Below are 19,976 nucleotides of genomic sequence, written 5' to 3' on the forward strand. Positions count from 1 at the left end.
CGCCCAGGCAAACGAAAAGGCCGCGCCCTTCACAGGTCGCGGCCTTTTCATTTCACATCAGCGAATCAGCTATCCAGCGCAACCCGCGCGGCGGTGCCACGCTTGCGGTGCACCAGCAGGCCGGTCGCAACCACACCGATGCTCAGGATCGCAGTGGCGATGATCTCGGCACGGTGATCCTCACGCAGCGCCATCACCACCAGCACGGCAATGATGAAGGCGATGGTCGCCCAGGTCAGGCCCGGGAACATCCACATCTTGAACGAGATCTTCTCGCCCTTGGCTTCACGCTGGGCACGCATGCGCAGTTGCGACACGGCGATCACCAGGTACACCAGCAGGGCGATGGCGCCGGAGCTGGCCAGCAGGAACTCGAACACCTCGGCCGGGGCCACGAAGTTGGCGAACACGGTCAGGAAGGCCGCGGCGGTAGACAGCAGCACGGCCCAGTGCGGGGTACCCGCCTTGGTGGTGCGCTGGGCGACTGCCGGGGCGTCGCCACGCTTGCTCAGGGAGAACAGCATGCGCGAGGAGGTGTACAGCGCCGAGTTCAGGCAGCTGGTCACGGCGATCAGCACGACGATGTCGACGATCAGCTTGGCGTTCGGTACGCCGATCAGGCTGAGGACGGTCTGGTAGGAACCTTTCTCGGCCAGGGTCGGATCGTTCCACGGCACCATGGCCACGACCAGGAAGATCGACACCAGGTAGAACAGGCAGATACGCCAGATTACCGAGTTGGTGGCCTTGCTGATCTGTTTGCCCGGGTCTTTCGATTCGGCGGCGGCGATGGTGACGATCTCGGTACCCATGAACGAGAACATGGTGGTCAGCATGGCGGCCAGCACGGCGCCCAGGCCGTTGGGCATGAAGCCTTGGGTGTCGAACAGGTGGCTGATACCGCTCACCTGGCTGCTTGGCACCATGCCGAACATGGCGGCGCAACCGACGATGATGAAGCCGATGATCGCCAGTACTTTGAGCAGGGCGAACCAGAACTCGAACTCACCATAGTTCTTCACGCTGAACAGGTTGGTGACGGTCAGCGCCAGGGTGATGATCAGGGAGAAGGCCCAAAGGTCCACGGCCGGGAACCAGGCATGGAGGATGGCCGCAGCGGCGTTGGCTTCCAGCGGGATCACCAGGACCCAGAACCACCAGTACAGCCAACCGATGGTGAAACCGGCCCAACGCCCGATGGCGCGGTCGGCATAAGTGGAGAAGGAGCCGGTGTCCGGCGAGGCGACCGCCATTTCACCGAGCATGCGCATCACCAGCACGACCAACGTACCCGCGGCGGCATAGGCCAGCAGCACGGCAGGGCCGGCGGCAGCGATGGCGTGGCCGGAACCGACGAACAGGCCGGCGCCGATGACGCCAGCGATGGACAGCATGGTCACATGCCGTTGCTTGAGCCCCTGAGCGAGGTCATTGGAATTGTTACCGCTCATAAAACTACCTTTGTAAGGAGGTGGACTACACGAATGACTGCCGGCGCGCCGAGGGTGTAAGTGGGCGCTGCCGCATTCAGTGGTTTCCAGATGGCAATAAGCGGGCCAGGTGAAAACCACTTTCGTCTGAAATCTGTCAGCCGCCAATAACGACGCGGCTTGCAGGGCATTCTGCCAAGCTTTGACCGAAAGGCCACCAAAACCCCATGCCAAGTCCGGATTACTGAAATACCCACTTACAAACGCACCAAAGGTGCTCCCCGGTAACACCTGCGCACGATTGATGGGCACACGAAAGCGCAACCACCAGGCGCAACCTCCTCCCGAGACAATCATGAACAAAGCGCCACCCGGGCAAAAACGGCTTCCCAGACAGGGCCAAAGCTGGCACCATCGCGCCTTTTTTCATCAAGGCTCCGGCGCTGGGCAAAACGCCGTTGCGGACATCCTCGCGACAGTCCACTGCAACGATGCGACAAACTGTCCCACCAGCGACCTGAGCCCCCCGCGACCCGGTTGGCCGCCGTTATGCCGCTATGCTAGCGTGGCGCTCGCCAGGAAGGCCGCCAACAGCTGGGAACGCACCCGAACACATGAGGACCGCACATGGCCCAGGCCACGCCCGCGCTGGAAATCCGCAACCTGCACAAACGCTACGGCGAGCAGGAAATTCTCAAGGGCATTTCGCTGACCGCGCGCGACGGTGACGTGATCTCCATCCTGGGGTCGTCCGGCTCCGGCAAGTCCACCCTGCTACGCTGCATCAACCTGCTCGAGAACCCGCATCAAGGCGAGATCCTCGTCGCCGGCGAGGCACTCAAGCTCAAGGCCCAGAAAAACGGTGACCTGGTCGCCGCCGACAACCGCCAGATCAACCGCCTGCGCAGCGAGATCGGCTTCGTCTTCCAGAACTTCAACCTGTGGCCGCACATGTCGATCCTCGACAACATCATCGAGGCGCCACGCCGCGTGCTTGGCCAGAGCAAGTCTGAAGCCATCGAGCACGCCGAGGCGCTGCTGAACAAGGTCGGCATCTTCGACAAGCGCCACAGCTACCCCGCCCAGCTTTCCGGTGGCCAGCAGCAGCGCGCCGCCATCGCCCGCACCCTGGCCATGAAGCCCAAGGTCATCCTGTTCGACGAACCCACCTCGGCGCTCGATCCGGAAATGGTCCAGGAAGTGCTTAACGTCATCCGCGCATTGGCCGACGAAGGCCGTACCATGCTGCTGGTGACGCACGAGATGAACTTTGCCCGCCAGGTGTCCAGTGAAGTGGTGTTCCTGCACCAGGGCCTGGTCGAAGAGCAGGGATCGCCGCAGCAGGTCTTCGAGAACCCGACCTCGGCGCGTTGCAAGCAATTCATGTCCAGCCACCGCTAACGGAGCAATACATGCAGACTTACAAGAAGTTCTTCCTGGCAGCTGCTGCCACGCTGGTGATGTCGGCCAACACAATGGCCGCGGAAAAACTGCGCATGGGTATCGAAGCTGCCTACCCACCGTTCAACAACAAGGATGCCAGCGGCCAGGTCGTCGGCTTCGACAAGGACATCGGCGACGCCCTGTGCGCCAAGATGAAGGTCGAGTGCGAAGTGGTCACCTCCGACTGGGACGGCATCATCCCGGCCCTGAACGCCAAGAAGTTCGACTTCATCGTCTCGTCGCTGTCGATCACCGATGAGCGCAAGCAGGCGGTGGACTTCACCGACCCGTACTACTCGAACAAGCAACAGTTCATCGCACCGAAGAAGGTCGACTTCAAGACCGACCGCGCCTCGCTCAAGGGCAAGACCATCGGCACCCAGCGCGCCACCCAGGCCGCGACCTGGCTGGATGACAACGGCGGCATGGACGGCGAGTTCAAGGTCAACCTGTATGATGGCCAGGAAAACGCCTACCTGGACCTGACCTCCGGCCGTGTCGACGCCATCCTGGCCGACAAGTACGCCAACTACGACTGGCTCAAGTCGAAGGCTGGCCAGGACTACGAGTTCAAGGGTGAGCCGGTCAACGAAAGCGACAAGGTCGGTATTGCCGTGCGCAAGGGTGACAACGAGCTGCGCAACAAGCTCAATGCCGCACTGAAGGAAATCGTCGCCGACGGCACCTACAAGAAGATCAACGACAAGTACTTCCCGTTCAGCATCTATTGATTCGCCCCGACAGGCATCGCCGCCATGGCGATGCCTGTCCCTTGAACAAACTTACCCATGAATATCGACCTGCACGGCTTCGGTCCGGCCATGATGGCCGGCACCCTGATGACGGTAAAACTGGCGCTCTGCGCCCTGCTGCTGGGGCTGGTCCTGGGCCTGCTCGGCGCCCTGGCCAAGACTTCTTCGGTCAAGCCGCTGCAATGGCTTGGCGGCACCTATTCGACACTGGTGCGCGGTGTACCCGAACTGCTCTGGGTGCTGCTCATCTATTTCGGCACCGTCGGGCTGATGAACAGCCTCGGCGCGCTGTTCAACATGCCGGGCCTGGAACTCAGCGCCTTCGCCGCCGGCGTGATCGCCCTCGGCCTGTGCTTCGGCGCCTACGCCACGGAAGTGTTCCGCGGCGCGATCCTGGCCATCCCCAAGGGCCACCGTGAAGCGGGCCTGGCCCTCGGCTTGTCGAAAGGCCGCATCCTCTCGCGGATCATCCTGCCGCAGATGTGGCGCATCGCCCTGCCGGGCCTGGGCAACCTGTTCATGATCCTGATGAAAGACACCGCGCTGGTCTCGGTGATCGGCCTGGAAGAGATCATGCGCCACGCGCAGATCGGCGTGACCGTGACCAAGGAGCCGTTCACCTTCTACGCGGTCGCCGCGTGCATCTACCTGGGCCTGACCGTCATCGCCATGACGGGCATGCACTTCCTGGAAAAGCGCGCCGCTCGCGGCTTCATGAGGGCCGAATAAATGAACTGGGAAGTCATCATCAAGTGGCTGCCACGCCTGGCCCAGGGTGCGACGCTGACCCTGGAGCTGGTGGCCATCGCGGTCATCGCCGGGCTGATCCTGGCCATTCCGCTGGGCATCGCCCGCTCGTCGCGCCACTGGTACGTGCGCGCCCTGCCCTACGGCTACATCTTCTTCTTCCGCGGCACCCCGCTGCTGGTGCAGCTGTTCCTGGTCTACTACGGGCTGGCCCAGTTCGACCTGGTGCGCGACAGCTCACTGTGGCCGTACCTGCGCGATCCGTTCTGGTGCACGGTGCTGACCATGACCCTGCACACCGCCGCCTACATCGCCGAAATCCTGCGCGGCGCGCTGCAGGCGATCCCCAGGGGCGAGATCGAAGCCGCCCGGGCGCTGGGCATGTCCCGCGGCAAGGCGCTGTTCTACATCATGCTGCCGCGCGCCGCGCGCATCGGCCTGCCAGCCTACAGCAACGAAGTGATCCTGATGCTCAAGGCCAGCGCCCTGGCCAGTACCGTGACGCTGCTGGAACTGACCGGCATGGCGCGGACCATCATTGCCCGGACCTACCTGCCGGTGGAGATCTTCTTTGCCGCCGGGGTGTTCTACCTGCTGATCTCGTTCTTCCTGGTGCAGGGCTTCAAGCTGCTGGAGCGCTGGCTGCGCGTGGACGCCAGCCAGGGGCGTTGAGCCTGTGACGATCGCGCACCATCGCCAGGTGTTGCGCGGTCCCTGTAGGAGCGGCCTTGTGCCGCGATGGGGCGCGAAGCGGCCCCTATCGACAGCGCCCCGGTGCTTGAATGAACACGACGCCCTATCTGCAAAACGACCAACTCCAAGAGCGCTTCCAGGCCCTCGACCACTTCCTCGTTGAGCATCAGCACCTGTGGCGCCCCCGCCCCTTCACTCACGTGCGAATAGGCTGGGAAACCGAGCACCCCGAACTGTCCCACTGGCTGCGCCAACGCACCCTGGAACAAGCCGAAGCCGCCCAGCAACACCCCGAGCACCTCTGCGCCCCGGCACCCTTTGCGCAGCTGGCCGAGCGGGCACAGCACCTGTCCGAGGTGGGCGAACTGCCCGACGCCGGCCTGCACCCCGCCGGCCACCGCCTCGACGTCAACGTCCCCGGCCGCAAGTGGCAACAGATCGAAGCCTTCGCCAGCCGCCTGACGTTCGCGCAGCCCGCGCACCACTGGCTCGACTGGTGCTCCGGCAAAGGCCACCTGGGCCGCCGCTTGCTGCAGCCCGGCCAACAACTGACCTGCCTGGAGTACGACGTCGACCTGGTCGACGCCGGCCAGGCCCTGAGCGACCATCACCACCTGCCCGCCACTCATGTGCACCAGGACGTCATGGCTGCCGACAGTATCCAGCACCTTGATGGCGGCAAAAGCGCAGTCGCCCTGCACGCCTGCGGCGACCTGCACGTGCGCCTGTTGCGAGCGGCCAGCCAACAGGGGTGCCAGCAGATCGCAGTGGCCCCCTGCTGCTACAACCGCATCCAGGGCAAGCATTACCATGCAATGTCAGCAGCCGCGCAGGCCTCGACCCTGGCTCTGACTCAGGAAGACCTGGGCCTGCCGCTAAGCGAGGCGGTGACGTCCAGCCTCAGGACACGCCGCCAGCGCGACACCTCCATGGCCCGCCGCCTGGGCTTCGACTTGCTGCAACGCCAGCAACGCGGCGTGGACGACTACCTGCCGACCCCCTCGCTACCCGTCAGCTGGCTGGCAAAGCCCTTCGAGCAGTACTGCCGCGACCTGGCCGACCTCAAGCAGGTGGCGCTGAGTGGAGATCCCGATTGGACCAGCCTGGAGGCGATGGGCTGGCAGCGCCTGGCCCAGGTGCGCAACCTCGAGCTGGTGCGCAACCTGTTCCGACGACCGTTGGAGATGTGGCTGGTGCTCGATCGCGCACTGTTCCTGCGCGAGCAAGGCTACGCAGTACGCGTCGGCGTGTTCTGCGACTACCCCCTCACGCCACGCAATCTGTTGTTGCTGGCCGAGCGCGACGGATCGCCGCAGGAGGCTTGACAACCTGTGGATAAGTCTGTGAACAAGCTTGTGATGAAAATCGGCTGGTCTTGGAGAAAAGCGCTATTTGCGCCGCGTTGCTTATTCCACTGAAACCGTGAAAGCCAGAAAAAACAGGCCTTTGCGCAAAGACAGGTGGTAGCGTCGGCCGGCATGCCTTTTGTGCAAGGCGCAAATGCTCCTTGTGCATAAGCATTCCAGCCAAACGCTCTAACCACCCTCGAACGAGGGGATTTCAGGCCAGTTTCAGCAGGCTCATGCCCACCAGCAGCAGCACCAGCCCCAGCCAGCCGCGACCGGCCAGGCGCTGGCCGAACAAGGCCCAACCCATGGCCACGGTGGCGAGGATGCCGAAGCCACCCCAGATGGCATAGGCCAGCGACAATTCGATGTCCTGCACCGCCTGGGCCAGCGCGGTGAAGGCCGCCAGCACGCAGAGGATCGAGGCCACGCCCAGGCCCTTGCGGCGGAAGCCGTCGGAGTACTTGAGCAACAGGTTGGCCAGCACTTCCAGCGCGATGGCCAGGCCCAGCCAGGCGAACGGGATCAACATGGCAGCGCCTCCCCTTCACGATCGACAGCCTTTGACCGGGTACCCGCCTTTACCAGCAGGATACCGGCGATCATCACCGCCAGGCCCAGGGCCTTGGTCCAACCCAGGCTTTCACCCAGCCACAGCACGCTGATCAGGGTGATCAACACGATGCCGAACCCCTCCCACAGCGCGTAAGCGACGCCCACCGGCACCCGCTTGACCGCCAGGGCCAAGAAGAAATACGACAGACAGATCATGACGTACATGACCACATGCCCCATCACGGGGAAATGAGTGGCGGCGAGTTTCATCGACGCCGTGCCGATCACCTCGAAGGTGATGGCGACGATCAGATAGATCCAGGAACGCATGGTGCCCTCCCATGGGCGACAGCAGCCGGGCGCGCAGTCATCGGCGCCGGAAAAAGACGTTTAAGGCTGAAGAGGGAGGGAGGAACTAGAGGTCGCCGGTCCAGTGACGTTCACGGGAAACCAGGCGGGAGGTGGAGAGGAGCTTGAAAGCTTTACTGTTCAACATAATGAACACAAGATTAGCTGAGCTGATCGAATAAGTCAAAACGATAGACTCAGACTAATTATTTGTCGCGAGCAATCGTCCACAAACAGTGAAAACCCCTTAAAGCCTGCTGAAAGCTTCGTAAATTATATTATCCAGCCCAAACCCCGCCCCTGTAGGAGCCAGCCTTGCAGGCAAAAAGGCCGCCGCAAACCCCACAAGGCGCCACCTCCCCTGCGGCAAAGTGTCACCATCAGCACAATCATCCAATTAATTATTGTATTACGATAATTATTCAAGAATAATCCGCCCCGTTCATCACTGTACGGAGGCACCCCATGAACAGTAGATCCGTGGCCTATGCGCGTTCGCGCCTACGCACCATTGGCGCATTCGCCGCCTTTCTCGCCTGGACGACCGCTGCGGTAGAACTGCTCGGCACCCCCATGCTATGGCTGTTCGACTTCCCCGAAGTGCAGTCCGCCTACCTGCAGGCCCACGGCGACCAGATGCCCCTGCTGCTGGCGCCCGACTTCCAGCCCTCGCCCCTGGCCATCGGCCTGGTCCTGACACTGGACATGATCCCCACCAGCATCTCGGCCGTGGCCTTGGGCATGACCGGCCTGTTCTTCCACCGGCTGTCCAAGGGCCAGACGTGGACCAACGCCAACATCAAGCTGCTGTGGTGGGTCGGCCTGCTGTGCATTGGCATGCCACTGCTGTGGCCGGTGATCGACACCTTCCAGGGCCTGGCCCTGGCCATCGACCTGCCTGCCGGGGAAAGGAGCTTCAGCGTCTCGATCGGTGTATCATCGCTGGCTGTCTACGAGATCATGAAAGGCATCCTGCTGTGTGCCTTCTCGCTGCTCATGCGTGACGCCAAGACCATCAGCGATGAACACAACTGTTATGTCTAACCGCTCCCTATGCCGATAATCATCCGCCTCGACGTCGTCATGGCCCGGAACAAGATGCGTTCCAAGGACCTGGCGGAAATCATCGGTATCACGGAAGCGAACCTGTCGCTGCTGAAGAACGGCAAGATCAAGGGTTTCAAGATCGAGACCCTGGAGAAGCTGTGTCGCGCACTGAACTGCCAACCGGGCGACCTGCTGGAGTTCAGCGACGAATGATCAAGGACTGCACCCCGAATGGCATTTTCCCGCAAGGGCCTCGCGGCCCTGCTACTGGCCTGCCTGCCGCTGGCCGGCTGTGGCCCGAGCTACAGCTATAGATACTCGCCACCGCCCAGCGCGCATGGCATGAACTGCATCAACAGCTGCTCCGCGCAGCGCAACCACTGCCAGCAGATGGCGCGGTTGCAGGAAAACAGCGAACGCGCGCTGTACCAGGCCGAGATGAGGGCCTACCAGTACTGCCAGAACGGCAAGAGCAAGAAGGAAGCGCGTCACAGTTGCTACCACCCGAGCTACCCCTTCTCGACGGGGAGCAGCTACAGTTGCGGCAACGACTACGATTCCTGCTACATGGCCTGCGGCGGCACCATCCAGCGCATTTTGAACAAAGACTGATCCCGGAACGGACTCGAACACGTGAAACACGCCAAGCCCTTCGCCCTGCTGACCCTCGCCCTGGCCATGACCGGCTGCGCCGGCAACACCGCCAGCAGCCAACCCGCCCCGCTCGACTGGAACATGCCCGGCATGCAGCTCGGCGGCGACCGCGGCCTGCCGCTGCACAACGTCGACGGCAGCTGCCGCAAGCGCGGCTGTGACAACGGCAAGCTGTTCTTCAACCCAGGCAAGCCTGAGCCGAGCATCAACAGCATCCACCGTGGCTGGTAGGAAAATTCTCCTTTCGCCTCGGTGACTTAGGGGTTTTAGCGATGAATGCAACGAAGTGGTTTACAGCCGCGATTCCATCGCTATAATGACGCCCCTGTGCCGGTATAGCTCAGATGGTAGAGCAACTGACTTGTAATCAGTAGGTCCCGGGTTCGATTCCTGGTGCCGGCACCATTCAAGGTTCCATAGAAAGCTTTCAAAATCTCTGGACCCCCCGAAAAACCCGCCTTCTGGCGGGTTTTTTCGTTTTGGCGTTCCGTCGGATTCCGAGGGTGGCCAGCGCTAATAAGGGTAGTTTTAAGGATAGAGGTCCGTTTCGATATCGGAGACTACCCTTATGGCACGCACCACTGCCCCGCTTACAGACACCACCTGTCGCACGGCAAAGCCCAGAGAGCGCGAGTACAAGCTCTTCGACGGCGACGGTCTTTACCTGCTTGTGCAACCCAACGGCCGCAAGGGCTGGCGGCTCAGGTACGTGAAACCCGATGGCCGCGAAGGCCTGACCGCCCTCGGCAGCTATCCGGTGGTTGGGTTGGGCGACGCACGCCGCAAGCGCTTCGAGATCAAGCAGCAGCTCGCCAGCGGCATAGATCCCATCCAGTACAAGCAACAAACCAAGACCCAGGCCGTGATCAACGGCCGCACCTTCGAAAGCGTTGCGCTCGAGTGGCACGCGAGCATGGTGCCGAAGTGGGCGCCCGGCCACGCCAAGACAGTGCTCAGCCGTTTGAAGACTCACGTATTCCCTTTGATCGGTGCCAGAGCAATCGTTGAGTTGGACACCCACGACCTCATGCAGCCACTGGAAGCCGTGACGAAGCGCGGCACCATCGACGTGGCGCTCAGGATCAAGAACTACCTGCAAAGCATCATGCGCGAAGCCAAACGGCTGCGGCTGATCACAGCGAACCCAGCTCACGATCTCGATGGCTCGATCAAGACACCACGGGTAACTCACCGACCCGCACTACCCCTATCGCGGCTCCCAGAGCTATTGGCATGCATCGAGGACTACAGAGGTCGCCCGCTCACGCGCCTCACGGTGATGCTGTCGTTGCATGTATTCGTACGCTCCAGCGAACTGCGCTTCGCCCGCTGGAACGAGTTCGACCTCAAGCGCGGAATCTGGGAGATCCCCGACACCCGCCCGGCGCTGGACGGAGTGCCCTTCTCCACAAGGGGTACGAAGATGGCCGGTGACATCCACGTTGTACCCTTATCGCCACAGGCTGTGGCCTTGCTTGAGCAGATCCACACGATCACCGGCAAGTTCGACCTGGCGTTCGCGGGGGATGCCAAGCCATGGAAACCGATGTCCGAGAACACGGTGAACGCCGCGCTAAGGACGATGGGCTATGACACCAAGGTGGATATCTGCGGCCACGGGTTCCGAGCCATGGCATGCAGTGCGCTGGTCGAGTCCGGGCTGTGGTCGGAGACGGCTATCGAGCGGCAGATGAGCCACAAGGAACGCAACAACGTACGGGCCGCGTATACCCACAAGGCCGAGTTCCTCGAAGAGCGCCGGATGATCATGACCTGGTGGAGCCGGTTTCTGGAGGCGAACCGCGAGGACCATGTGACGCCGCACGAGTTTGCCAAACAGACGGGCGAGAACGTCACGCGCCTTCGCAGTGCCAAGAGGACCGAGTAACCCGCCGCACCACCATCTCAAACTCGCTGTGAAGTTACCCACAGCACCGTATGAAGCTCCCCGCGGGTCCTTTCAAACGGGGCTGCAAAGCCGCCCCGTTTGAAAGGACCATACCTAAGAAAAAAACTGCTGGCACAGCTTACGTCTGTGGAAAACCACTGATGTCCACCGGGGGATAGTTTTATCCACAGGCGCTAAATCCCTGAAATCGCTTTGCTTGACGAACATTGTCCACAGGCGTAGACCGGGAGTTGCAAGCGCTGTCGATGACAGCACCCCAGGTGACCCGAACCTTAAAGGTCACGCCGCTCTGGCGGTGGTTCTCCCCAAGGGCGATTCGCATCCGGCAGCTCGCCCGGTCACTACCCATGTGATGGATGCTCTTACACATATAGCGCTCGTGCGCCAGATACACCGTACCTCGCTGCCCTGCAGCAACCTATCCGCTTGGCCGAATATTGCGCCAACCTGTGCCCGTCTCTTTCTTCTGGAAAGAGACGGGCACTTCTACCACTGCTGCAGCCCTGATCGCACAAGGCTTTGCGGCAATCCCCCTCGTGACAATCGGCGTGACAAACGCCGATGTCACCAGCAACAGCGATGTAGATGATGGTGCCGCAGACCAAGGAATGGACTGCACCTGACTGACAGTCAGGCATGCCCCGGTCATCGCAGTGCTGCGTTCACCCGGCTCAGGATCTTCAGGCGCTGGTCTCGTCAGCCAGTGCTGCTTCCACCCGCCCACCGGTAACGGTGTTCAGGAGGTCAGATCATTGAGATGCCCTTGCTCCCGGACGTAAGGAGCCGCCAGTCCCGCGTAGAGGACATTCCCCACAGGTCGCAGGGGCCTTGATCCCTGATAACACTCAGCATTCTTGGCGGGATGACGTGGGGCGAGGATCGGAGAACGGCAGATGAGGTGATCGATATGGCATTGGTGGGTAGACGCGATGGCCGTAATTTCGGCTACGGCAGACAGTTAAGCTACGCCGGGCCGCAAGCTCTGAAAGACATGTTTGGCCGCGGCCACTACGGCACGGTGAAGGCACACAGTGATCGGTGGCAGGCATTCGTGAAGTGGTGCCGCTCCGAACAGGGGCCCAGTATCAATGATGCGCGGCAGATTGATCGCAAAGTGTTGGCAGACTACGCGGCGTATCTGCGCGACCTGGTTCGGCGCAGTGACCTCGCCGTCAGCACCGCACAAAACCGGCTATCCAGCGTTAACAGGACCATGGCGGCGCTTCGCGGTGATCAGTGCGTGAAGGTGCCAAGTCCGAGCAAGGCGTTGGGTATGCAGCGCACCCGGGTACGACAGTCTGTGCCACAGGGCCGAGACCGCAAGCAGGTTACGCAGATCGTCGATGCACTTTGCCGCCAACATCAGCAACGCGCCGCCGCGATCGTTCTGCTAGCGCGAGCCGCCGGAATGCGTTTGCGTGAGGCCATCCTAGCTGACCTGCCACGGCTGAGCCGTGAGGCTAAAGAGCTAGGTAGGATTAACATTCAGGATGGCACCAAAGGCGGCCGTGCCGGGGCAACGGCTCCCCGTTGGATATCAGTGGACAACCATGTTCGAGGTGCTATTGAGTTTGCACGGCAAGTGTCGCCTGCAGGTAGTCGCAACCTGATTGCGCCACACGAAAGCTACGTGGATCTTCTGCAAAAAATCATCCGTCCGGCACGGGACATCCTGCATGCACACAACCTCAAGGGCTTTCATGAGTTACGGGCAGCGTTCGCATGTGAGCGTTATGAGCATATAACCCAGCACCGCGCGCCTATCAACGGTGGCCAATGCTTCTTGGCAGATAGAAACCTTGATCGTGAAGCCCGACGGCAAATCAGCTATGAGCTGGGGCACGGTCGGATTGACGTGGTCGCTGCCTATATTGGGGGACGGGTGTGAACAAGACATTTGATATGGGAGTATTCCTAGCTGGCGTACTGACCGGATCGCAAGCGACACGGCAACGTCACCTACGGCAGGCGCAAACCATACAGAATAAAATTGCACTGCGCTGGCAGCGAGCGACACCCTGGGCTTGGCAGCGAAAGCATTTGATTTGGTTCATGGAGCATTGTCTTACCGACCATCACGAGACGACACGTTACTACTATTTGCTTACTGCCCGACTGATCGCTCGGCGCCTAGAGACATCATGGGTTTTGAACCTCAGACTTGGAGGTGATTCAGATAATCACGTTCAACAGCAATCTACCCAATGTAGCCAATGGCAAAATGAATGAAACGGTCAACAGTATTCATCTGACGAACGATTACGTGAAAATGCAGTCGCTCGCGAGCCAATCATCAAGTAACGCTACGCCGCCTAACGATATCCCAGTACACCAGCCTTATTAAGCGTAGTTCCTTTCGACGTCCCGCCGGGGCCAACCTGTGCTAAGGGCTTGGGACCGCACCAATCACCAGTACATCTATGCCGGCCCCAAGACTCCTCTATTCAAAGAGTGGCAGGGTTACAAGCCACAGGCGCCTTATGAAGAAGCCACCAGTAAGAGACCGCCGCAAGAATGTAACCCATCACAAAAAGCTCAAATGCTGACACAAGAGCTACGCTCAGCGCTGGAATCAATGGGCCCGCGACCAGTATAAACGCGGGGATTACAACCAAACCTAAAAAGCACTTAACAGCCAGCAAGCGCCCCCACTTTGAAACACCCTCCATCTTCCCAAAGAAGGACCATACAAGCAGATAACCTGCCAGTAACAACTCGACCACAAAGGTAAATTTGTCTAGAAATACGCCCGCAACCAGGTCAAGCAAATCGACCCACAATCCATCGTCCTTCAGGATGCCGAAGTGATATAGCGTGCCACAGATGCCACCCAGTACGGCTGGCAAAACCACAAACCACAGTGAAACTTTAACAAATTGCATTGACACCCCATATTAATTTCAAAACTTAGTCCAAATGCCGCTCACTCTGGCTTGATAGCAGCCTCTCGTAAATGGCAGCTATCGAGCCAGAACTTCTACACGCGAGCCCTACACCATAAGTACCATTCACAGAGGGCAGATAGGGATCGACAACAGACTCCAACTCTTGCGCTAACAGCTTGTCCAGCGGTCAATCTGTTCGAATAAGGCGGAGAGCAATTTCTCACGTAACCGCATCAGCGCACTAACCGATTGCCGAAGCTAGAATGCGACCAACTCGGCAATCTTTTCAGCCACCACCGACATCGAATCTTCAGAGGTGTCTAGGCCGCTTCGAGAAGCGAGCAACGGACTGACATTGCGAAGTGCGTCGTATGTCGTGTTATGCACGATGGGAACCAGTTGGTTACCCGCCAAGAGTGTCGATAACTCTTTGTCGGCGACGCTTTCTTTGGGGAGGCGAGCCAACAGAGCGGGGGTCACCAGCACAAGTCCAATTCGTGAATTTGCTAAGCCTTTGTCGATAGCGCGCATCATCGGAACGCCGAGGCCCAGATCCTTCTCGCTGAACCAAACCTTGACACCAGCCGCTACTAGAAGCTCGTGCAACTCTTTGGCCGCCCCTTGCCGATCGTCCCAAGCGTGGCACAGAAATACATCACGCAGGTCTGGTTGTGCCGCTGCTCGCGCCTCAACGGTCTGGCGAATTGGTTGGAGTGATTGAACTTGATCCGATGTGTACGACACGGACGAACCAGCTTTGGACCAGCGTGGTCTTGAACCTCCGCCCGACCTGGCAGCCCCACCACTGGTGCTATAGCTGCTATAGCTACTCCCACTGCTACCAAATGATGTGGAGTAGGAGCGAGAGCTGCTGCGGTAGCGGCACGCTGGGCAGGCTGCTGCCGCTGCCGCCGAGCTATGTCCGCGTATCGGTGCTGTACATCTAGACATTTTTTAATCCTTTCGTATACGGAGCGAGTGGCCTTCAGGACACATAAATGTGTCCTGGGCTCTGTTTAAGCGATTATCAACTGGTCGCTTTTGGGCGAATGACGATACGGAACGGTTGCCCGTTAGCACGTCGAATCACCTTCCCCGACTTGGTGGTGATGGTCATCCTGTAGATAACCTCGCCTTCCCCATCGGGTTTTTCGAACATCTCAAGCTGGGACATGGAATGTCTCCTTCGAGATGGCTCAAACACAGAACTCGCTCCCTTGCGAAAGGCCCCCATAAGGGCTACCATCCGCAAGCTTTTTTCCACAAAGCGCGAGAGACACCTGGAGCCGATTCAGCTGTCTTTTTCCGAAGGCCGGTCAAGTTCGTACCTTGACCGGCTTTTGTGTTTCTGGCGTTCTGACATTTCATCCGAGCCACCTCTTTGAAGCTCGTGAAGTCCTACAGACACACAGCACGAAACCACAACACGAATGTATCATCGGCATTTTGATTACGTCAAGTGCTCTCATGTGCTATCGTGAGATCTCAGATGCACCCGACCAGGCGTTGGGTGCATTCCGCAAAGCAGGTAAGAAGGCAAGACCGTAAGAAGGCAAGACGGAGAGCAAATGATCGATTTGAGCGAATATAGCCAGGCGCAACGGGAGCGCCTGGTGTACGTAGATTTCCGACTGTATTTCACGGGGACCGCTTCACGCACTGACCTCATGGATAGATTCGGGGTGGGTGCGGCGGCTGCCACTCGTGATTTCGCGCAGTATCGAGAGATTGCTCCTCAGAACACTGAGCTCGACACTGTGACCAAGCACTACGTGATGCGCGAGACGTTCTCGCCTCTAGTCGCACATTCGCCTGAGCGCGTGCTAACAGCTCTCTCCCATGGGTACGGATACAGCCTGGATGGAGACAAGCCATTCATCCTAAATGAATCGGTTTCGCTGCTCAGCAAGCCGAAAGTAGAAGTTTTGGCGCCAATCTCGCGCGCAATCAGCCTCAACCAAGTGGTGAAAATCAGCTACACCTCGGGCTCAGGAAAATCTGAACGAGAGATTGTGCCGTTCGCTATCAGTTGCGACGGCTTGCGCTGGCACGTCCGCGCCTATGATCGTAAGCGTGGAAATTTTGCGGACTTTGTTCTGGCTCGAATCGGATCTGCTCAAGTTCAACTGGGAGAAAAGCCACTCGGCAAAGAGAACCAGAGGAACGATGACCAGTGGAATCGAATGCTCGACCTCCCTCTTGTCCCTCATCCTGATAAGGATTGTGCACAGATCATGATGTGCGATTACGACATGCCTGACGGTGTCTTAAGGCTTCGAGTTCGTGCAGCAATGGCTGGGTACGTCTTGCAGCAGTATCACGTGGACTGCTCGCCTGACCACAGCATCAAAGACAAGGCCTACCGCCTATGGCTTAGCGATCCCTTAGCTCTGTACGGGGTGGGGAGCTCAATGTTTGCGCCCGGATACAGAAATCCAAACTTTGACGAGGCGGAAAGCGATAAAGTTGAAGGCAGCTAAGCGAGCTTCGTTGTACGTAAAATCGTGTCCAGGTATTTTCACTTTGCGATGCAGAGTTTTCTTCGGGCTCGCTACCACCTCCGCGATCTTTTGGTGGTTTGGGTCCGATGCAGAACCTGCCACGTTCCTAGTGGAAGACAATCGGGCGAGCGCCTGAGGATAGCTTTAGAGATAGAATCGGATAACCCTGACAATAAATAATCTATAAATCATATAGATATAAAGCCTTTCGACTCCTGGTGCCGGCACCATATTCAAAGCCCCGCTATGCGGGGCTTTCTTGTATCTGCCCCCCAACTCACCCCTCCATCAACGCCTTCTGCAACTTCCTCACCTCAACCCCACTCAACTCAAGCGCCACATTCCCCCCCTCCTTCCCCATCCCCCTGATCAACACAATCCCGCCCTTGTTGAAATTGCGTTCCTGAGCCAACGGATACATGGCGATGATGTGATCGACACTGACCACGTAATGCCGATGATTGGTGATCTCGAAACTGACGAATCGGCTCACTCCGTGTGCTCCTTGCAGTGCTGACCAGCGTGCCCAGGTTGCAATCCACGCCATCCAGAGGCGCCCCACAAGCCATAGTAGCCTTCCGCCAGACCAGCGACAGGTTGTCAGCCCTTTCCACTTCTTGTTTTCGCTCAATAAACCTTATGTTTAAAAGGGGTAATCCTGTGTCCGACGGCTTTCGTCGACTTAAGGAGAAGTCCCATGAGTGAGCAAGACGGATTGGCCCTGACCCGGCGCGGTATCCTGGCGGGCGGTGTGTTACTCGGTGTTGGCGGCACCCTGCTGGGCTCTGGCCTGGCCCAGGCAGCGGAGCCGGAAGCAAAAGCGTCGCCTGCAGACCTGGCGAAGCTGGAGCGGGTCAGCGTGGAACTGGTCGCACCGCCCCAGGTACACGCCCACACCCAGCGTGCGCCCGGCAAACCGCGCATCGTCGAATTCCGCCTGGTCATCGAGGAAAAGGAACTGGCCGTCGACAACAACGGCGCCTTCATCCACGCCATGACCTTCAACGGCTCGGTGCCCGGCCCGCTGCTGGTGGTGCACGAAGGCGACTACGTCGAGCTCACCCTGGTCAACCCGGCCGGCAACAGCATGATGCACAACATCGACTTCCACGCCTCCACGGGCGCCCTGGGCGGCGGCGAGCTGACCCATGTGAAGCCCGGCGAACAGGTGAAGCTGCGCTTCAAGGCCGATCGGGCCGGGGTGTTCGTGTACCACTGCGCACCCGGTGGGGCGATGATCCCGTGGCATGTGGTGTGCGGCATGAATGGCGCGATCATGGTGCTGCCGCGCGATGGCCTGAAGGACCAGGACGGCCGCCCGCTGAAGTACGACAAGGTCTGGTACATCGGCGAACAGGACTACTACATCCCTCGCGACAAGGACGGCAAGTACAAGCGCTACCCCACCCCCATCGCCAGCTTCGCCGACATGCAGCCCCTGATGAAGGGGCTGGTGCCGACCCATATCGTGTTCAACGGCAGCGTCGGCGCGCTGACCGGCAAGCAGGCCCTGACCGCCAAGGTGGGCGAAACGGTGCTGATCGTGCACTCGCAGGCCAACCGCGACACCCGCCCACACCTGATCGGCGGCCACGGCGACTATGTCTGGGCCTCCGGCAAGTTCGCCAACCCGCCGCAGCGCAATCTGGAGACCTGGTTCATCCCGGGCGGCGCGGCGGGCGCGGCGCTCTACACCTTCCGCCAGCCCGGCCTCTACACCTACCTCAACCACAACCTGATCGAGGCGGTGATGCTTGGCGCGGCTGCCCATGTACAGGTCGAAGGCCAATGGAACGACGACCTGATGAGCCAGGTGGAGGCGCCCGGGCCGATCAAGTAGCGGCGTTGACCCCGATCAAGCCCCTTGGCCATGCGCGGCATAGCCTGAGCGCAGGCATCCACTTCATGGAGGGAGACCATGGCCAAGAAATTTCCCGTGAACCCCAGCCACCCCGAACGGATCTGCTGGGGCTGCGACCTGTATTGCCCGGCCAAGGCCCTGGCCTGTGGCAACGGGGCGGAGCGCACCATGCATCCGGCGGAGCTGTTCGGCGAGGACTGGAATCTGCAAGCAGACCTGCTGGCCTCGCCGCTGCACGACACCTCCGGCATCAAACTTGAGCCAGGCAGCCGATAACGGCACCATGGCGGTCGCCCTCTCACCCAGCAAGGACCGCTCATGGAATTCTTCAAGAAGCTGTTTGGCCAGTCGCGCCCAAACGCCAGCGAAACTGAATCACAACCCCAGCCGCCAATCGCCGAACCCGAGCCGGCAATGACCGCCACCGAAGCCGCCAACCAGGCCGCGCGCGAGGCGGGCGGCGCCGTGCTCGATCGCCATTGGCAGACGGTCGGCAACGTCGAGCAGGATGTGCTGGGCTACGCCATCAGCCCAAGCTTGATGGGCGGCTCGCACTGGCCATCGACCCACCAGGCCTACCGGGTCGTGCGCCGGGAGCGCAGCATCCTGCTGGCCAGCGATGGCCTGTCTGATCCGTTCGATGATGTCGAAGGCGCCGGCAACGGCTTCGAGCTGGAACTGTTCGTCGAATCGGCCGACTTCCCCGAAGCGGTGTACGGCAAGACGGGCGATGTCAGCCCGTTCATGGGCAGCTGGGCGTTCGATGTAGTGCGCACCGTGGCCGATACCGTGGCCGACGCTGGCGGCATCAATCACCGGCTGGAGCGCTTTGGCGTGCTGTCGTTCGAGCTGCCTGGCGTGAGCCAGTCGCCGTGCATGAAGGGGCAATTGCCCGCGCACTTCGTGACCGAGGATGACTGCCTCGGAGTGCTGGTGGGCGGGCCGGCGCCTGACTTCAGCACGCACCTGGCAGACATGCCGCTGTCGCCGGTGACACTGGTGCCGGTGGTACTGATCACCGCCGCCGAGCTCGACTATGTGCGTAACGGCGGCGGCCAGGCGCGGATGGATCTGGTGGAGCGCCTGCAGGCCGCAGGGCACGGGCATGTGAGCAGTTTGCAGCGAGAGAGCGTGGTCTGAAGGTGTTGCCCGGCAGCGCTTACTTGCCCTGCAGCACCTTGAGCGCCGCTTCGGCCAGAAAACCCGAGCGGCTCTTGTGCTCGGGGTGGTTCTGCACATAGCTGTCGATGCGGGTGAGCAGGTAGGCCGGCAAGGTGATGTTGAGTTTTTCCGCCTTGCCCAGGTAACGGGTGATGTCGATGTCGATCAGCGCCCAGGTGCATCCGGCGTAAGCCGGGTTGGCGGCGTGCTCGCTGACTTTGCCGGCCTTGGGGATCTCCTGCTGGTCCTGGGCGAGCAATTCGAGGTGGCCTTCGATCGCCTCGCGGGCCATGGCAATGGCATCGTCAAGGTCGTCGCCGGCCGAGAAGCATCCGGGGATATCCGGCACCTCCACGCCCCAGGCGTGCTGGTCGTCGCCGGGGAGGATCGCGATAGGGAAAAGCATGGCTGGGGTTCTCCTGATCAGCTGGCGTAACCGATCCGTGCCTGGCGCAGGATGCTGGCCGCTGTGGCGGGCAGCAGGTCCTTCTTCGGGTGGGGGATGGTGACCAGTCCGGTCTTGTGGGGGTGCTTGAAGTGGTGGTGGCTGCCTTTCGAACGCACCCGATACCAACCATCCGCTTCGATCACCGAAATCATTTCACGGCTGTTCATGACCCAATCCTTGGGTTAGCCGAACGGTG

General features: G+C 60.3%; 24 protein-coding genes, 1 tRNA gene and 1 pseudogene. 17 read left to right on the plus strand and 9 right to left on the minus strand.

Annotation, left to right across the window (positions count from 1 at the left end):
• Nucleotides 1-65: 65 nt before the first annotated feature.
• Nucleotides 66-1,451 (minus strand): GABA permease, encoded by a 1,386-nt coding sequence (gene gabP / locus JYG34_RS24545; protein WP_213658733.1) that lies wholly within the window; start codon nt 1,449-1,451, stop codon nt 66-68.
• A 606-nt stretch (nt 1,452-2,057) separates the two neighbouring features.
• On the opposite strand from gabP, the gene JYG34_RS24550 reads away from it, so the two are divergent.
• From JYG34_RS24550 to JYG34_RS24570, 5 genes are all read left to right on the plus strand, one after another.
• Nucleotides 2,058-2,831 carry an ABC transporter ATP-binding protein gene (locus JYG34_RS24550; protein WP_213658734.1) on the plus strand — a complete coding sequence of 258 codons (774 nt, stop codon included), beginning with the start codon at nt 2,058-2,060 and terminating at the stop codon, nt 2,829-2,831.
• A gap of 11 nt (nt 2,832-2,842) precedes the next feature.
• Nucleotides 2,843-3,604, plus strand: a complete 762-nt coding sequence (locus JYG34_RS24555) for an ABC transporter substrate-binding protein (RefSeq protein WP_213658735.1) — start codon at nt 2,843-2,845, stop codon at nt 3,602-3,604.
• A 57-nt stretch (nt 3,605-3,661) separates the two neighbouring features.
• Entirely contained in the window at nt 3,662-4,354 is a 693-nt protein-coding gene (locus JYG34_RS24560; protein ID WP_011536194.1) for an ABC transporter permease, read from the plus strand.
• Nucleotides 4,355-5,044, plus strand: a complete 690-nt coding sequence (locus JYG34_RS24565; RefSeq protein ID WP_011536195.1) for an ABC transporter permease — start codon at nt 4,355-4,357, stop codon at nt 5,042-5,044. It begins immediately after the preceding gene.
• 110 nt (nt 5,045-5,154) lie between these two features.
• On the plus strand, nt 5,155-6,390 hold the full coding sequence (locus JYG34_RS24570) for a methyltransferase (protein ID WP_213658736.1): 1,236 nt from the start codon (nt 5,155-5,157) through the stop codon (nt 6,388-6,390).
• A gap of 235 nt (nt 6,391-6,625) precedes the next feature.
• Here the strand turns inward: JYG34_RS24570 and mdtI are convergent, their stop codons facing one another.
• Both mdtI and JYG34_RS24580 read right to left on the minus strand, forming a co-directional pair.
• Nucleotides 6,626-6,943: a multidrug/spermidine efflux SMR transporter subunit MdtI gene (mdtI, locus tag JYG34_RS24575; RefSeq protein ID WP_011536197.1), complete on the minus strand. Its 318-nt coding sequence runs from the start codon at nt 6,941-6,943 to the stop codon at nt 6,626-6,628.
• Nucleotides 6,937-7,296 carry an SMR family transporter gene (locus JYG34_RS24580; protein WP_213658737.1) on the minus strand — a complete coding sequence of 120 codons (360 nt, stop codon included), beginning with the start codon at nt 7,294-7,296 and terminating at the stop codon, nt 6,937-6,939. The genes mdtI and JYG34_RS24580 overlap by 7 nt, the downstream gene beginning before the upstream one ends.
• Nucleotides 7,297-7,779: 483 nt before the next feature.
• Between JYG34_RS24580 and JYG34_RS24585 the strand changes: the two genes are divergently transcribed.
• The 8 genes and pseudogenes from JYG34_RS24585 to JYG34_RS26400 form a co-directional block, all read left to right on the plus strand.
• Nucleotides 7,780-8,358, plus strand: a complete 579-nt coding sequence (locus JYG34_RS24585) for a hypothetical protein (protein WP_213658738.1) — start codon at nt 7,780-7,782, stop codon at nt 8,356-8,358.
• 9 nt (nt 8,359-8,367) lie between these two features.
• On the plus strand, nt 8,368-8,574 hold the full coding sequence (locus JYG34_RS24590; RefSeq protein WP_023629980.1) for a helix-turn-helix domain-containing protein: 207 nt from the start codon (nt 8,368-8,370) through the stop codon (nt 8,572-8,574).
• 18 nt (nt 8,575-8,592) lie between these two features.
• Nucleotides 8,593-8,973: a hypothetical protein gene (locus tag JYG34_RS24595; RefSeq protein ID WP_011536201.1), complete on the plus strand. Its 381-nt coding sequence runs from the start codon at nt 8,593-8,595 to the stop codon at nt 8,971-8,973.
• A 21-nt stretch (nt 8,974-8,994) separates the two neighbouring features.
• Nucleotides 8,995-9,246, plus strand: coding sequence for a hypothetical protein (locus JYG34_RS24600; protein ID WP_213658739.1), 252 nt, complete (start codon nt 8,995-8,997; stop codon nt 9,244-9,246).
• A gap of 98 nt (nt 9,247-9,344) precedes the next feature.
• A tRNA-Thr gene (locus JYG34_RS24605) sits at nt 9,345-9,420 on the plus strand.
• A gap of 163 nt (nt 9,421-9,583) precedes the next feature.
• On the plus strand, nt 9,584-10,903 hold the full coding sequence (locus JYG34_RS24610) for a tyrosine-type recombinase/integrase (RefSeq protein ID WP_213658740.1): 1,320 nt from the start codon (nt 9,584-9,586) through the stop codon (nt 10,901-10,903).
• Nucleotides 10,904-11,831: 928 nt separating this feature from the next.
• Nucleotides 11,832-12,812 (plus strand): integrase domain-containing protein, encoded by a 981-nt coding sequence (locus JYG34_RS24615; protein WP_213658741.1) that lies wholly within the window; start codon nt 11,832-11,834, stop codon nt 12,810-12,812.
• A pseudogene (locus JYG34_RS26400) lies at nt 12,809-13,078 on the plus strand (hypothetical protein); the annotation flags it as partial. The gene JYG34_RS24615 and the pseudogene JYG34_RS26400, both read left to right, overlap by 4 nt.
• A gap of 290 nt (nt 13,079-13,368) precedes the next feature.
• Here the strand turns inward: JYG34_RS26400 and JYG34_RS24620 are convergent.
• From JYG34_RS24620 to JYG34_RS24630, 3 genes are all read right to left on the minus strand, one after another.
• Nucleotides 13,369-13,806, minus strand: coding sequence for a hypothetical protein (locus JYG34_RS24620; RefSeq protein WP_213658742.1), 438 nt, complete (start codon nt 13,804-13,806; stop codon nt 13,369-13,371).
• Nucleotides 13,807-14,067: 261 nt separating this feature from the next.
• Nucleotides 14,068-14,553 (minus strand): toll/interleukin-1 receptor domain-containing protein, encoded by a 486-nt coding sequence (locus JYG34_RS24625; RefSeq protein WP_249746199.1) that lies wholly within the window; start codon nt 14,551-14,553, stop codon nt 14,068-14,070.
• A gap of 283 nt (nt 14,554-14,836) precedes the next feature.
• Nucleotides 14,837-14,983 carry a hypothetical protein gene (locus JYG34_RS24630; protein ID WP_177323902.1) on the minus strand — a complete coding sequence of 49 codons (147 nt, stop codon included), beginning with the start codon at nt 14,981-14,983 and terminating at the stop codon, nt 14,837-14,839.
• A gap of 394 nt (nt 14,984-15,377) precedes the next feature.
• Here JYG34_RS24630 and JYG34_RS24635 point away from each other — a divergent pair, with 394 nt between their 5' ends.
• Nucleotides 15,378-16,289, plus strand: a complete 912-nt coding sequence (locus tag JYG34_RS24635; protein ID WP_213658744.1) for a helix-turn-helix transcriptional regulator — start codon at nt 15,378-15,380, stop codon at nt 16,287-16,289.
• A gap of 298 nt (nt 16,290-16,587) precedes the next feature.
• On the opposite strand, the gene JYG34_RS24640 is transcribed toward JYG34_RS24635, so the two are convergent.
• Nucleotides 16,588-16,803, minus strand: a complete 216-nt coding sequence (locus JYG34_RS24640; RefSeq protein ID WP_044488541.1) for a hypothetical protein — start codon at nt 16,801-16,803, stop codon at nt 16,588-16,590.
• A gap of 204 nt (nt 16,804-17,007) precedes the next feature.
• Here JYG34_RS24640 and nirK point away from each other — a divergent pair, with 204 nt between their 5' ends.
• From nirK to JYG34_RS24655, 3 genes are all read left to right on the plus strand, one after another.
• A complete protein-coding gene (gene nirK, locus JYG34_RS24645) occupies nt 17,008-18,150 on the plus strand; it encodes a copper-containing nitrite reductase (protein WP_213658745.1) in 1,143 nt (380 codons plus the stop codon).
• 78 nt (nt 18,151-18,228) lie between these two features.
• Nucleotides 18,229-18,447 carry a DUF3079 domain-containing protein gene (locus tag JYG34_RS24650; protein ID WP_213658746.1) on the plus strand — a complete coding sequence of 73 codons (219 nt, stop codon included), beginning with the start codon at nt 18,229-18,231 and terminating at the stop codon, nt 18,445-18,447.
• A 42-nt stretch (nt 18,448-18,489) separates the two neighbouring features.
• A complete protein-coding gene (locus JYG34_RS24655; RefSeq protein ID WP_213658747.1) occupies nt 18,490-19,311 on the plus strand; it encodes a suppressor of fused domain protein in 822 nt (273 codons plus the stop codon).
• Nucleotides 19,312-19,330: 19 nt separating this feature from the next.
• On the opposite strand, the gene JYG34_RS24660 is transcribed toward JYG34_RS24655, so the two are convergent.
• Nucleotides 19,331-19,738 (minus strand): type II toxin-antitoxin system HicB family antitoxin, encoded by a 408-nt coding sequence (locus JYG34_RS24660; RefSeq protein WP_213658748.1) that lies wholly within the window; start codon nt 19,736-19,738, stop codon nt 19,331-19,333.
• Between the two features lie 17 nt (nt 19,739-19,755).
• On the minus strand, nt 19,756-19,947 hold the full coding sequence (locus JYG34_RS24665) for a type II toxin-antitoxin system HicA family toxin (RefSeq protein WP_213658749.1): 192 nt from the start codon (nt 19,945-19,947) through the stop codon (nt 19,756-19,758).
• Nucleotides 19,948-19,976: the final 29 nt, after the last annotated feature.

Source organism: Pseudomonas entomophila, assembly GCF_018417595.1.
Classification (GTDB): Bacteria; Pseudomonadota; Gammaproteobacteria; order Pseudomonadales; family Pseudomonadaceae; genus Aquipseudomonas; species Aquipseudomonas entomophila_C.

Coding starts and splice junctions, on each gene's coding strand:
- gabP (WP_213658733.1), bottom strand. CDS start 1,451: ATGAGCGGTAACAATTCCAATGACCTCGCTCAGGGGCTCAAGCAACGG.
- JYG34_RS24550 (WP_213658734.1), top strand. CDS start 2,058: ATGGCCCAGGCCACGCCCGCGCTGGAAATCCGCAACCTGCACAAACGC.
- JYG34_RS24555 (WP_213658735.1), top strand. CDS start 2,843: ATGCAGACTTACAAGAAGTTCTTCCTGGCAGCTGCTGCCACGCTGGTG.
- JYG34_RS24560 (WP_011536194.1), top strand. CDS start 3,662: ATGAATATCGACCTGCACGGCTTCGGTCCGGCCATGATGGCCGGCACC.
- JYG34_RS24565 (WP_011536195.1), top strand. CDS start 4,355: ATGAACTGGGAAGTCATCATCAAGTGGCTGCCACGCCTGGCCCAGGGT.
- JYG34_RS24570 (WP_213658736.1), top strand. CDS start 5,155: ATGAACACGACGCCCTATCTGCAAAACGACCAACTCCAAGAGCGCTTC.
- mdtI (WP_011536197.1), bottom strand. CDS start 6,943: ATGTTGATCCCGTTCGCCTGGCTGGGCCTGGCCATCGCGCTGGAAGTG.
- JYG34_RS24580 (WP_213658737.1), bottom strand. CDS start 7,296: ATGCGTTCCTGGATCTATCTGATCGTCGCCATCACCTTCGAGGTGATC.
- JYG34_RS24585 (WP_213658738.1), top strand. CDS start 7,780: ATGAACAGTAGATCCGTGGCCTATGCGCGTTCGCGCCTACGCACCATT.
- JYG34_RS24590 (WP_023629980.1), top strand. CDS start 8,368: ATGCCGATAATCATCCGCCTCGACGTCGTCATGGCCCGGAACAAGATG.
- JYG34_RS24595 (WP_011536201.1), top strand. CDS start 8,593: ATGGCATTTTCCCGCAAGGGCCTCGCGGCCCTGCTACTGGCCTGCCTG.
- JYG34_RS24610 (WP_213658740.1), top strand. CDS start 9,584: ATGGCACGCACCACTGCCCCGCTTACAGACACCACCTGTCGCACGGCA.
- JYG34_RS24615 (WP_213658741.1), top strand. CDS start 11,832: ATGGCATTGGTGGGTAGACGCGATGGCCGTAATTTCGGCTACGGCAGA.
- JYG34_RS24620 (WP_213658742.1), bottom strand. CDS start 13,806: ATGCAATTTGTTAAAGTTTCACTGTGGTTTGTGGTTTTGCCAGCCGTA.
- JYG34_RS24630 (WP_177323902.1), bottom strand. CDS start 14,983: ATGTCCCAGCTTGAGATGTTCGAAAAACCCGATGGGGAAGGCGAGGTT.
- JYG34_RS24635 (WP_213658744.1), top strand. CDS start 15,378: ATGATCGATTTGAGCGAATATAGCCAGGCGCAACGGGAGCGCCTGGTG.
- nirK (WP_213658745.1), top strand. CDS start 17,008: ATGAGTGAGCAAGACGGATTGGCCCTGACCCGGCGCGGTATCCTGGCG.
- JYG34_RS24650 (WP_213658746.1), top strand. CDS start 18,229: ATGGCCAAGAAATTTCCCGTGAACCCCAGCCACCCCGAACGGATCTGC.
- JYG34_RS24655 (WP_213658747.1), top strand. CDS start 18,490: ATGGAATTCTTCAAGAAGCTGTTTGGCCAGTCGCGCCCAAACGCCAGC.
- JYG34_RS24660 (WP_213658748.1), bottom strand. CDS start 19,738: ATGCTTTTCCCTATCGCGATCCTCCCCGGCGACGACCAGCACGCCTGG.
- JYG34_RS24665 (WP_213658749.1), bottom strand. CDS start 19,947: ATGAACAGCCGTGAAATGATTTCGGTGATCGAAGCGGATGGTTGGTAT.